The sequence below is a fragment of the Mycolicibacterium sp. XJ2546 genome, from assembly GCF_053483195.1.
Window position 1 is genome coordinate 287,754 of sequence record NZ_JBEFRW010000004.1, and the last position, 11,488, is coordinate 299,241.

The following is an 11,488-nucleotide window of genomic DNA, read 5'->3' on the forward strand; positions in this document are numbered from 1 at the left end:
CTCGTGTTTGACACGACGGAGCTCAGAAACCTAGGGTTGCGAATCCTGGATTCATAGCTGCCAGCGGTGGCACGTCCGTTGCGAAATACGGGAGAAGGAATGGATCTCACGCCGAGCGCCGGCCATGATGCGTTTCGCGCAGAGGTACGCGACTGGCTGACTGACAACAAGCCGGCCTTACCGATGCCGTCGGGTGACACCCTCGATGGAGCGCCCCTGCATCTTGACTGGGAAAGGCGGCTTTTCGACGCCGGCTTGGCTGTCGTCAGCTGGCCACAACGATTCGGGGGTCGCGACCTGGACCTGTGGCACTGGTTGATTTTCGAGGAGGAGTACTACCGAGCCGGTCTACCGCAACGCGTCGCGCAGAACGGTATCTTCCTGCTTGCGCCATCGCTATTGGAATTCGGTACCGAAGACCAACAAGAGCGGTTCCTCCGACGAATCGCGTCGGCCACAGACATCTGGTGCCAGGGCTGGTCAGAACCCGAGTCGGGCAGTGACTTGGCCTCCCTGCGGTCGCGGGCCGTACGTGACGGTAATTCCAGCGGTTGGCGTCTACACGGGCAGAAGTGCTGGACCACGCGCGCAGCAGTCAGCACGCACATGTTCGGCATTTTTCGTACCGGCGAAATGGCCGAACGCCACCGCGGCCTCACCTACTTCCTGATCAACCTCGACCAACCGGGCGTGACTGTCAAACCAGTCGCCAAGTTTGACGGAACGGAAGGGTTCGCTGATGTCTATTTCGACGGCGTCTTTGTCGCTGACCGCGATGTGCTGGGCGGAGTCGGCAACGGTTGGCGGGTCGCGATGGCGACGACGGGATCAGAGCGCAGTCTTGCGCTGCGCAGCCCCGGCCGATTTCTGGCGACTGCCGAGAGGTTGATCGAGCAGTTCTACGCTTCACCGGAGACGGTGCGTGCCGATTCGCGGTATCGAGGCGCCGTTGCGAACGCTTGGATGGGCGCTCAGGCCTACAAGTTGGCTACGGATTGGGTAGTTACCCGGCTGCTCGATGATGTTCCGCTGGGTGCCGAGGCCAGCCTGAGCAAACTGTTCTGGTCTGAGTTGGATATCGAACTTCACCAGGCTGCATTGGCCTTGCAAGGCATTGACGCTGACCTCGATGACCACTGGATCAAGGGATTCGAGTTCGCTCTGTCCGGCCCGATCTACGCAGGTACCAACGAGATTCAACGCAACATAGTTGCTGAGCGACTGCTGGGCATGCCGAGGCTATGACTGTGTACTTCGCATTCACCACCGACCAGATCCAGCTACGTAGCGGTCTTCGTGACCTTCTAGTCGAGACATGCCCACCCGCAGTGGTGCGCGCCGCATGGTCGGAATCGTCGAGTCCTGTTCCCCAGTTGTGGAAACAACTTGGCGCAGTGGGTCTGCTCGGACTACTTGCCCCCGCTGAGGCCGGTGGGATGGAAGCGTCCGAGGTCGAACTCGTTCTGTTGCTGGAGGAATGCGGAAGATTCGCCGTTCCAGGGCCGCTCGGTGAGCACATCGCGGCAGCGGTGCCCGCACTGGCGGCAGCCGCAGCACCGGAAGCGGTTGCCGCCGTGACCGGTGAACTGGTGGTCGCCGTCCAGGAGCAGACTTCCGACCGGGTGCGCTGGATCACCACGGCGGATCTGCTCGTCCACCCCGGCCGCGGTGGACTTGAAGTGACGGCGAGGGCAGACCTCAACATCACCATGGCGACGCCGTCAGTCGATCTTTCGGTCACATCGGCGATCGTCACGCCGGTGCGGCCGCGACAACTACCGGGATCCGACGCCGTATTGGGCGGGCGCCGGGCCACCGTGGCAGCGGCCGCTCAGCTCCTCGGTCTGGCCGACCGCTTAATCACGATGACTAGCGAATATGTCAGAGTGCGAAAGCAATTCGGGATCCCTGTCGGTTCCCAACAGTCGGTCAAACATCTACTCGCGGCCGCACTCGTCAGCCTCGAACATGCACGGCCGGTCGTCTACCGCGCCGGATGGGTACTGGCCGCCAATGCCGCTGATCCGGACCTTGCGATCAGTTTCGCGAAAATCTATGCAACTCGTGCAGCGAATTTGGCGGCGAAGACGGCGCTGCAATGCCATGGCGCCATCGGTTACACCTGGGAGCACGACCTGCACCTGTGGATGAAGCGAGTGTGGGCGTTGAGTACCGCGTGGGGAGTCGCAGCCGCACACGAAAGCGTCGTGGCCTCCGCCCTACTTGACGCTTGCAACTGAACGCTCGACACCCCTTACAGATCGGATCACCATCATGCGCAATTCGCTCTACGGCCCAGACCACGACCAGTTTCGCGCCGCTGTTCGCGCATTCATCCAGCGGGAGGCAGTACCGAATGTTGCAAAGTGGGAGGAACAGCACCGGGTGGATGTCGAGTTCTACCGCAAGGCTGGAGAACTCGGCATTCTCAGTCTGCAGATTCCCGAAGCATACGGAGGGGCCGGTCAGGCCAGCTTTACTTACAACCTTGTGGTGGCCGAAGAGTTGATTGGTGCGCATCTGTCGCTATCGCCGGTGCGGGTCCATATCGACGTCGTCATTCCGTACTTCCTCAGCTACGCCACGGCGGACCAGAAGCACCGGTGGTTGCGCAGCCTGGGAACCGGCGAGAATATGGCGTCCATCGCGATGTCCGAACCGGAAACGGGTTCGGACCTCGGTGGTATCGCGACCTCGGCTCGGCGCGATGGAGATTGCTTCGTCATCAACGGCGCGAAGACGTTCATCACCGGAGGGATCAACGCCGGTCTGGTGATCGTTGTCGCGCGCACTTCGCAGCACCAGGATCGCCGTAAGGGCCTTTCGCTATTCGTCGTGCAGGACGGCACGCCCGGCTACACCAAAGCCCGCAATCTGGACAAGCTCGGAATGCACTACGCGGATACAGCAGAGTTGAGTTTCACTGACGTGGCTGTCAGCTGTGACGACATGTTGGGTGAAGAAGGTCGGGCGTTCGAGTACCTGACAAGCAATCTCGCGCAGGAACGCATCAGCGTGGCCGCGGGTTCGGTGGCAATGGCCAAGACCGCACTGGCCGACACGGTCGCGTATGTCAGCCAGCGCGAAGTGTTTGGTCGTCGACTCTCGAAGTTTCAGAACACGAAGTTCGTGCTGGCGGGGGTGTCGGCTGAGATCGAGGCCGCAGACTCGCTGCTCCAGCGTGCGGTCGCTGAACTCGATGCGAAGGAACTGTCGGTAGCCGATGCAGCCCGAGTGAAGCTGTTCTGCTCAGAAGTGCAGGCACGCGCGGTGGACAGTTGCCTGCAATTGTTCGGTGGATACGGATACATGCTCGAGTATCCGATCGCGAAGATGTACGCAGACGCTAGAGTAAGCCGGATCTACGGCGGCTCAAGCGAAATCATGAAAACCATCATCGCGAAGTCAATGGGCCTCTGATGATATTCGCGCGGTGCACAACCGCCGTCACCGCACTAAGTACTAGTCCGATGCGGGCAATGGCTTGGCGGTCTTGACCGGCATTGCGTTGTCGTTGACGAAGAGGGCAGCTGCGCCCGCGTTGGTACACAGCAACTCGAGACGGGAGTCCGCGTGCAGGTAACGCTTACCGAGATCCGTTCCGCCGTCGTGTCCGACCACCATCGGCAGTCCTGGTTCGGGCTCAGCTCCCAAGGGCAGCAATGAGTGGCCACTGCAAGTGAGCTCGATCGGACTGTCTGGCGCCCGGATGACCACGACCTGAGTTTCGTCCACCGCGCTGCGGAGCCGCGTCCCTGCTGTCAACTTCAGACCACACCCTTCGCTCATCAGGGACTTGCCTAAGGAAGCCGGCTATGAACCAACGTGTGGATCCGTCGAGCGTGCACGTCATCGCCCTGTTCTGCGCATTGCGATACTCCGGCCGGTTGATCCGAACGACAGCAACGGACTTGTCGACAGCCTCGTACTCCACGACACCAGTCCCAGTTCCCCGCCTGAGCCCGGCATCTGTCGAGCCCAACGTGTATGCATCCGGGATATATTACCTCCTCGCAGGATCTTCGCCGGGGGTTGAGAACGGCAGGATCGGGGGTAGCCTCTAGGCACAGCGGCCAATCAACGACGAAAGGCAGCGCTATGCCCTTACGCGAGCGTCACAGCATTACCGAAATCCGCACGGCCATCCGCGAACTCAGCAGCCGAGCCAGGCTGGCCCGCAAGGAGGGCCGCATCGCCGACGCCGAGGAGATCGAGCAGCGCATTCAGTCCTACCGCGAGGAACTCGCCACGCGGCCCTGACCGCTTGAGGCTGGGTACAGCTACGTACCGAGCCGACGAAACGTGCTGCGGTGAAACACGATCGGGGCCACGTCAGCGCGCACGATGATGTCGCTGACCCGCAGAATCACGATGGTGTGATCACCCGCAGGGACCAGTTGCTCGATCGAACTCTCCAACCAGACAGCGGTCCCGTCGATGAACACCGCGCCTGACTCCCGCGACACCGTCCGCAGCCCGGCGAACCGGTCCCCGGTCTTGGCCGCCAGCGTGCGCGCCGCGTCGTCATGCGCCTCGCCCAGCACGCTGATACCAAGTGCTGGCAGGTCTTTGAGCTTGGGCCACGTCTCCGAGGTGTTCTGGACGCAGAACGAAACCAGCGGCGGCTCCAGAGAGACCGGGACGAAGGTGCTCGCAGCGAGGCCCACCCGGGTGCCGTCCACCTCGGCGGCGATCGCGATGACCCCCGACGGAAAGTGTCCGAACGCCTCGCGAAGCGACGTGGGGTTCAAGTTGGTTGCACTCATACTTTGACCATCTTCACATGTGACCTGCTGGCAGGCCACGCCCGGGCGGTGGCCGCCGGGTAGCCTGACGCTCGTCATGTGGATACCGCTCCTGGCGATGGCCATTGCCGTCAGCCTCGAGCCGTTCCGGATCGGTATGACGGTGCTCATGCTCAACCGGCCCCGACCGCTGCTGCAACTGGTCGCCTTTCTCACCGGTGGTTACGCGATGGGCCTGACGGTGGGCGTGCTCGTGTTGTTTCTGTTGCGGCCCGCGTTGGGGTCCACCCACTTCACCCTGCCGCGGGTGCAGATCGCGGTCGGTGCGGTGGTCCTGGTCTACGCCGCGGTGGTGGCCACCGGCGTGTTTGGCTCCAAGCGCGGCCCTGACGGGCCGGTGGGTGTCGCAGGCCGGGTGTTCACCACGATTGCGGGCCGCGCCCGGCAACTGCTCAGCGGTGGTTCGCTCTGGACGGCCGGGGTCGTGGGTCTCGGCACCGCGCTGCCGTCCGTCGACTACCTGGCGGCGCTGGCGCTGATCGCGGCCTCCGGCGCCGCGACGGCGGTGCAACTCGGCGCGCTGCTGGTGTTCAACGTGGTGGCGTTCGCGCTCGTTCAGATTCCGCTGCTGTTTTATCTGGTGGCCCCGGACCGCACCCGCGCGACGCTGGCGGCACTGCACGGCTGGCTGCGCGCGCAGGGCCGACGCGGGGTGGCGTTGCTGTTGGCCGTGGTGGGGTGCGTGCTGCTCGGCGTGGGCTGGGCCGGTCTATGAGCCGGGCTGGGGCTGATTGTTCAGCACGTACTGCAGCCCGGACAGCAGCTGCGACACCGGATCCGCGCCACCGCCGAAGGCCGCCTGCGTGGCGGGGGCGGTGATCTCGGCGGGGTCATAGCCGTTGACCGGGTCCACGGTGATGGGCGCCGTCAACGGATTGTCGTGGCGCGAATAGCCGGCGTCCACGTAGGGCTTCAGCACAGCGTCGAGCTTGATCAGCGTCTCCTGGGGCACCCCGAGGTACTTGAAGGGCATCACCAGCGGAAGGTGCTCCTCGGGGATCATGAACGTCGTCGTCTTGGCGCCCCTGGAGTTGATGGTCGTGCGGATGTTCTGCGGCGGCACCATGCTCGGGTCGGTGAACGCGACCGCAGTGTGCCCGGTGGCCAGACCGACGATCGCGTTGGCGACCGAGATCCAGTTGTCGGGCCGGTCCGGCCAGTCGGCGATGCTGTCGTAGGCGGAGACGAACTGATAGGTGTCGTACTGGCTTTCCACCGGCGCCGGCACGCGGTAGTCCAGCGACGGCACGACGCTGCCGACCGGGAACACCTGGGTCAAAAAGCTCTCCCCGAACGCGTGCCGGGCCACCGGGTCCCCGTACATCGCAAAACTCAGTTGATCCGGTGGCGGCGCGGCCGGGTCGTAGGCGAGCTTCGCCTGCACGTCGTTGAGCACCATCGCGCCTTCGGACAGGCCGATCACCGTGCCTTGGCCGCCGTCGCGGACCGCGTTGATCACATTGGGGGTGCCGACGTCGACCGACTCACCGACGCTCGGGCCGTCGAGGCCGAGGCCGGGCATGATGCGCTCACCGAATGCGCCGATGCCGGGAAAGAAGCGTTCCAGGGTGTGGCCCTGTACCTGCCCCGCGGGATAGTCGACGATCGACCGGTCCAGTCCGGGGAACCAGTCGGCGCCGGTGCGCATGATGTATTCGTCGTAGGGGATACCCGAGACGTGGGCACCGCCCAGCGCATAGCCGCGGCCCGGGGTGCCCAGCGCCGGCTGGCCATCGGAGGGGACCGGGTCCGGCGGTTCGTCGGCGGATGCGACCCCAAGACCGAAACAGCTTGTGGCACACAGAGTTACCAGCGCAGTGCCGAATGCCAGCCGTCGCTTCATGCCTGTCGTAGCCCTCCCCGCGCCACTCGCGTACACCCTACTCCGCCGCATCCACGCGGACCCCGTTTGCGGTGTCGAGCCGGGGAAATCCGCCCTGCTGATATTGCTCGACGCACGCGGCGCGCCGGATCTTGCCGCTCGTCGTCGTGGGGATCGAGCCGGGCGCCACCAGCACGAGATCCTCGACGCTCAGGCCGTGCACGTTGGAGATCGCGGAGGTGACATCGCTTTTCACCGCGCTGTACCACCGCATCGCGTCGCCGTCGGGATCTGGCGGCTTCTTGAGCTCGATGACGGTCACCAGCGTCTCGGTCCCGTTCACCGGCACCGCGATCGCCGCGACCCGGCCGCGGGTGAGTTCGTGCACGGTCGCCTCGATGTCCTCGGGATAGTGGTTGCGGCCGCGCACGATCAGCAGGTCTTTGATGCGCCCGACAATGAACAGCTCGCCGTCGTGGATGAAGCCGAGGTCGCCGGTGCGCAACCAGGGCCCATCCGGCGTCCCGGCTGATGGTTCGACGAGCGTTGCGCCGAAGCAGCTTTGCTCCTCGGGCGGTTTGCGCCAGTATCCTTCCGAGACGTTCTCCCCGTGCAACCAGATCTCGCCGACCTGGCCGGGTCCGCATTCGCGGTGGGTCTCGGTGTCGACGATCCGCAGCGTGGGACCGTGCGGCACCCGATACCTGACCAGCGCCGTGCCGTTACCGGCGCAGGGCCGGACCCGGCCCGCGCCCAGTTCTGTGGTGTCGAAGTGCACCGCCGGTGCGGATTCGCTCCAGGTGCCCGCTGCCCCGAACACCGTCGCTTCGGCCAAACCGTATGCGGGACGCATCATGTGGTCGCGAAAGTTGAAGTGCGCGAACCGGTCCACGAAGCGATGCAATGTGGCGGGCTCGACACGTTCGGCGCCGCTGGCGATGCCCACCACGCCGCCCAGGTCGAGCCCGTCCAGGTCGTCGTCGGTGGTCTTGCGGGCGGCCAGGTCGAACGCGAAGTTCGGCGCCGACGAGAACGCGGGGGTGTTCTCGGCCAGCGCGCGCACCCACCGGGCCGGCCGTTCCAGGAACGCCTCCGGGCTCATCAGGTGGGCGCGACGGCCGCACAGGATCGGCGCGCAGACGCCGAGCACCAGCCCCATGTCGTGGTAGAACGGCAGCCACGACACCAGCGTGGCGTCCTGCGGCAGCGGGGATTCGGCGAACAGCCCGCGCATCAGCTGCTCGAAGTTCACCGTCAGGTTGCGATGCGAGAGCATGACTCCCGCCGGTGTCCTGGTCGATCCCGAGCTGTACTGCAGGTAGGCGATGCTCGGCCACTGCGCCGGCGCGAAGCCAGGCTCGGCGTCGGTCTCGGTCCCGTTCTCCAGAATGTCCAGGTTCAGCGCGTCGACCACGACGATCGTCGGCGTCGGCGCTGTGCCCGCGGCGACGAGCTCGTCGACTCCGGTGGCGGCGTCCGCGGTCGTGAGGACCACCGTGGGCTCGGTATCGGCGAGGACCGCGCTCACCCGTTCGTGGCCGGCACCGGGATGCGGTAGCGGCAGCGGCACCGCCACCCGCCCGGCCTGCATGGCGCCCAGGAAGGCCAGCACATACTCCAGGCTCTGCGGGGCGAGGATCACCGCCCGGTCCCCGACCGACCCGTGCCGCGCGATCTCGCGGGCCAGGTTCATCGTTCGACGGGCCAGCTGTGACCATGTCAGGCTCTCGGCGCGGCCCGTCGGGTCGCGGCGGTAGTCGATGAACGTGAACGCCACCTCGTCGGGGCGCAGGCTGGCGCGCCCGTGCAGCATCGACAGGATCGACGACTCAGACGTTGTTGTTGTCACGCTATGTCCGATCAGCTCGTCGGGCTCGGTTGCAGACGCTCGGCCCGGCGCGGCCCGATGCGCGACGGCCACCAGTTCGCGCGCCCGACCAGGGTGGCGATGGCTGGGACCGTGATGGTGCGGACCACGAAGGTATCCAACAGGATTCCCACCCCGATCACGAAACCTCCCTGCACCACGATGCCGATGCTCGAGAACAGCAGACCCGACATCGAGGCGGCGAAGATCAGCCCCGCCGCGGTGATCACACCACCGGTCGAGCCCAGCGTCCGGATGACGCCGTAGCGCACGCTGTGCGGTGATTCGTCACGTAGCCGCGACACGAACAGCATGTTGTAATCCGCGCCGACGGCCACCAGCACCACGAATGCCAACGGCGGCACGCTCCAATGCAGGTCCTGGCCGAGGACCACCTGGAACGCCAGCACCCCGAGGCCGACCGCCGCGAAGTAGGAGACCACGACGGAGCCGACGAGGTACAGCGGCGCGATGATCGCGCGCAGCAGCACCATCAACGTCAACAGCACGACGATGATGGTCGCGGCGATGATGAACCGGATGTCCTGCTGGTAGTAGTCGCGGGTGTCGCGCAGCGCAACGGGAAACCCGCCCATGGAGATCGTGGCGTCGGCCAGCATGGTGTTGGGTTGGGCGCCCCGCGCGACGTCGTAGATCTCGTTGACCTGGTCCATCGCCTCGGGGCTGTAGGGGTTGAGTTCGGTTTGGATCAGGTACTGCACCGAGCGGCCATCAGGTGAGATGTAGGCCTTGGCGGCGTCCTTGAAGTTCGGCAGGTTCAGCACCTCGACCGGAATGTTGAAGCCCGCCTGCGCCGGGTCGGCGGCGTTGGATCTCAGCGTGAGCAGGAACGTCGACGCCTCATTGAGCCCGGCGGCGATCACCTTGACCTGCTCGACGAGTTGGTCGACGCCGCCCGCGACTTCGCGGCTTCCGTCGGCCAGTCGGTTGGCGCCCTGCTGTAGCTCGGTCAACCCGGCTTCGGGGCCGCCGGGCTGGTCCAGCCCCATCGCGTCGACCGCCTTGGCCACGTTGGCCATGGCCGCGTTGAGCTTGGCCACCGCCTCGTTGAGGGTTTTTCGGTCGTCGACATCCTGGAGCTGGTGGGCGAGATCGTTGATCTCAGCGAGGCTTCCGTCTTCCCGCGCGGCGACGAGGCGCTGAAAATGCATCCGGGTGTCCCGGCAGGACGGGTTGGCGTCGCAGATGGCATTGCCCTGCAGCGCGGCCAAGACCGGGCCGATCCAGGCGAACATATCCTTGACGGCGCTGAAGTTGAAGCCCATCGAGTTGCCGAGTGCGTTGACGCTGGCGACCAGCTTGGCCGCGATCTCGACGTCGCGAACCAGCCTGTCTCCGCCGTATTCGGTCCGCATCGCAGAAAACGTCGTCACCAGGTCCCGGATGCTGGGCGCGACCGCGTTGATCTGACCCCGTACGTCGGCGAGGCTGTCGGCCAGCGTGCTGGCGCCGTCGGTCAGCCGGTTGAAATCCCCGGCGTGATCACTGATCCGGTCGGAGCCGTCGGCCAGCCGATCGCCGACGAGGCCGGCCTGGTAGGTGGCCCGGAACTCGGCAGGCACTTCGCCGAGGGGCCGGGTGATGCCGCTGACCAAACCGACGCCGGGCAGTTGTGCGATGCGTGACGCCAGCTGTTCCAGATCCGCCAGCGCCCGCGGGTTGCGCAGATCGTGCGGGGACTGGATCAGCACGTATTCGGGAACGGACTGGCTGACCGGGAAGTGGCGTTCCAGCGCGGCGTACCCGACCGAACTCGGCGCCGACGCCGGGACGACCTTGCGGTCGTCGTAGTTGTAGCGCGCGATCACCGCGATCCCACCCAGCAGGGCCAACACGATCAGGCTGGTGACCAGATGCGTCACCGGTCTGCGCACGATCCGGATGCCCGAACGCCGCCAGAACCGCGCGGTCAGCTCGCGCCGCGGCTGAATCCAGCCGCGCGGTCCGGCCAACACCATGATCGCGGGAAGCAGGGTCACCGCGGCGAGGAAGGCGACGCCGATCCCGATGGACGCCGACGCGCCGACGGTCTTGAACACGCCCATCTGCGCGAAGTTCAGGAGCAGAAAGGTCAGTCCGACGGTGGCCGCGGATGCCGCGATCACCTTGCCGATCGAGATCATCGCGGCCTTGACCGCGCGATCGTAATCGTCGCCTGATCGCAGATAGTCGTGGTAGCGGCTGATCAGAAACACCGCGTAGTCCGTTCCGGCTCCGGCCATGATCGCGCTGAGGAACACGATCGACTGGTTGGAGACGCCCGCGCCGGTCAGCTCCGACAACCCGGCCACCACCGACTGGGCGATCAGCAGCGACGACCCGATCGTCACCAGCGGCAGCAGCATCGTCACCACGTTGCGATACACCAGCAGCAACACGCCGAGAACCATGACGGCGATGGCGATCTCTATCGGCAGGCGATCCTTCTCACCAGCGACGGTGAGGTCCGCGACGGTGGCGGCGGGCCCGGTGAGGTGCACAGCCAGCGGACCGTCGAGGATCTCGTGCCTGATGACGTCGGCCACGCGGTTGAACGCGTCATAGGCCCGCGGCGTACCCAGCTCCCCCGCGAGGCCGACCGGCAGCACCCAGGTCGTTTTGTCGTCGCTGGTCAGAAATGGCCGCAGCTGCGGTGTGCTGACGAAATCCTGCACGGAAACCACGTCGGAGGTGTTGTCGCGCACCACGTCCACCACGTTGCGATAGATGGCTTCGTCGGCGGGCGTGAGACCGGTTTCGTTGATGAACGCGACGACCAGAAGGTTGTCCGAACCCGGCTCCGGGAAAGCCTCCGCCATCTTCGTCGCGGTGATGCTCGACGGTGCATCGCTGGGCAAGATGCTGAGCGGATGTTTCTGCGCCATCTCGCCGAGCGACGGCAGCGCAAGCGGCAGGGCGATCGCCATGGCGACCCAGACGCCGATCACCGCCCAGGGCCACCGCACCACTACGTCTGCTAACCGCCGCATGACG

The 11,488-nt window shown here is 65.4% G+C and carries 10 protein-coding genes; 5 read left to right on the forward strand and 5 right to left on the reverse strand.

Annotated elements, in window-relative coordinates; translation table 11 throughout:
• The first annotated feature begins 99 nt into the window (after positions 1 to 99).
• The 3 genes from ABQE44_RS10345 to ABQE44_RS10355 are packed head-to-tail and all read left to right on the forward strand — an operon-like array spanning position 100 to position 3,420.
• Positions 100 to 1,245, forward strand: a complete 1,146-nt coding sequence (locus ABQE44_RS10345; RefSeq protein ID WP_448392617.1) for an acyl-CoA dehydrogenase family protein — start codon at positions 100 to 102, stop codon at positions 1,243 to 1,245.
• Positions 1,242 to 2,240, forward strand: coding sequence for an acyl-CoA dehydrogenase family protein (locus ABQE44_RS10350; protein WP_448429542.1), 999 nt, complete (start codon positions 1,242 to 1,244; stop codon positions 2,238 to 2,240). The genes ABQE44_RS10345 and ABQE44_RS10350 overlap by 4 nt, the downstream gene beginning before the upstream one ends.
• Before the next feature lie 34 nt (positions 2,241 to 2,274).
• The gene (locus tag ABQE44_RS10355) at positions 2,275 to 3,420 is read left to right on the forward strand and encodes an acyl-CoA dehydrogenase family protein (protein WP_448392619.1); all 1,146 of its coding nucleotides are present in this window, start codon (positions 2,275 to 2,277) and stop codon (positions 3,418 to 3,420) included.
• Between the two features lie 42 nt (positions 3,421 to 3,462).
• On the opposite strand, the gene ABQE44_RS10360 is transcribed toward ABQE44_RS10355, so the two are convergent.
• Positions 3,463 to 3,624: a hypothetical protein gene (locus tag ABQE44_RS10360; RefSeq protein WP_448392620.1), complete on the reverse strand. Its 162-nt coding sequence runs from the start codon at positions 3,622 to 3,624 to the stop codon at positions 3,463 to 3,465.
• A gap of 474 nt (positions 3,625 to 4,098) precedes the next feature.
• On the opposite strand from ABQE44_RS10360, the gene ABQE44_RS10365 reads away from it, so the two are divergent.
• On the forward strand, positions 4,099 to 4,260 hold the full coding sequence (locus tag ABQE44_RS10365; RefSeq protein WP_448392621.1) for a hypothetical protein: 162 nt from the start codon (positions 4,099 to 4,101) through the stop codon (positions 4,258 to 4,260).
• A 20-nt stretch (positions 4,261 to 4,280) separates the two neighbouring features.
• Here ABQE44_RS10365 and ABQE44_RS10370 read toward each other — a convergent pair whose 3' ends face one another.
• The gene (locus ABQE44_RS10370; protein ID WP_448392622.1) at positions 4,281 to 4,766 is read right to left on the reverse strand and encodes a flavin reductase family protein; all 486 of its coding nucleotides are present in this window, start codon (positions 4,764 to 4,766) and stop codon (positions 4,281 to 4,283) included.
• Positions 4,767 to 4,842: 76 nt separating this feature from the next.
• Between ABQE44_RS10370 and ABQE44_RS10375 the strand changes: the two genes are divergently transcribed.
• On the forward strand, positions 4,843 to 5,520 hold the full coding sequence (locus ABQE44_RS10375) for a GAP family protein (RefSeq protein ID WP_448392623.1): 678 nt from the start codon (positions 4,843 to 4,845) through the stop codon (positions 5,518 to 5,520).
• On the opposite strand, the gene pe is transcribed toward ABQE44_RS10375, so the two are convergent.
• The 3 genes from pe to ABQE44_RS10390 are packed head-to-tail and all read right to left on the reverse strand — an operon-like array spanning position 5,515 to position 11,484.
• Positions 5,515 to 6,648 carry an acyltransferase PE gene (pe, locus tag ABQE44_RS10380; protein ID WP_448392624.1) on the reverse strand — a complete coding sequence of 378 codons (1,134 nt, stop codon included), beginning with the start codon at positions 6,646 to 6,648 and terminating at the stop codon, positions 5,515 to 5,517. The genes ABQE44_RS10375 and pe overlap by 6 nt on opposite strands.
• Positions 6,649 to 6,685: 37 nt before the next feature.
• Complete coding sequence (locus tag ABQE44_RS10385) at positions 6,686 to 8,476, reverse strand: AMP-binding protein (protein WP_448429544.1); 1,791 nt, start codon at positions 8,474 to 8,476, stop codon at positions 6,686 to 6,688.
• A gap of 11 nt (positions 8,477 to 8,487) precedes the next feature.
• Positions 8,488 to 11,484, reverse strand: a complete 2,997-nt coding sequence (locus ABQE44_RS10390; protein WP_448429546.1) for an MMPL/RND family transporter — start codon at positions 11,482 to 11,484, stop codon at positions 8,488 to 8,490.
• Positions 11,485 to 11,488 lie beyond the last annotated feature (4 nt).

Excerpts from the sequence above, each read along its gene's own strand:
- ABQE44_RS10375 (WP_448392623.1), top strand. The coding sequence starts at position 4,843 with ATGTGGATACCGCTCCTGGCGATGGCCATTGCCGTCAGCCTCGAGCCG.
- ABQE44_RS10345 (WP_448392617.1), top strand. The coding sequence starts at position 100 with ATGGATCTCACGCCGAGCGCCGGCCATGATGCGTTTCGCGCAGAGGTA.
- ABQE44_RS10350 (WP_448429542.1), top strand. The coding sequence starts at position 1,242 with ATGACTGTGTACTTCGCATTCACCACCGACCAGATCCAGCTACGTAGC.
- ABQE44_RS10390 (WP_448429546.1), bottom strand. The coding sequence starts at position 11,484 with ATGCGGCGGTTAGCAGACGTAGTGGTGCGGTGGCCCTGGGCGGTGATC.
- ABQE44_RS10360 (WP_448392620.1), bottom strand. The coding sequence starts at position 3,624 with ATGGTGGTCGGACACGACGGCGGAACGGATCTCGGTAAGCGTTACCTG.
- ABQE44_RS10370 (WP_448392622.1), bottom strand. The coding sequence starts at position 4,766 with ATGAGTGCAACCAACTTGAACCCCACGTCGCTTCGCGAGGCGTTCGGA.
- ABQE44_RS10365 (WP_448392621.1), top strand. The coding sequence starts at position 4,099 with ATGCCCTTACGCGAGCGTCACAGCATTACCGAAATCCGCACGGCCATC.
- pe (WP_448392624.1), bottom strand. The coding sequence starts at position 6,648 with ATGAAGCGACGGCTGGCATTCGGCACTGCGCTGGTAACTCTGTGTGCC.
- ABQE44_RS10355 (WP_448392619.1), top strand. The coding sequence starts at position 2,275 with ATGCGCAATTCGCTCTACGGCCCAGACCACGACCAGTTTCGCGCCGCT.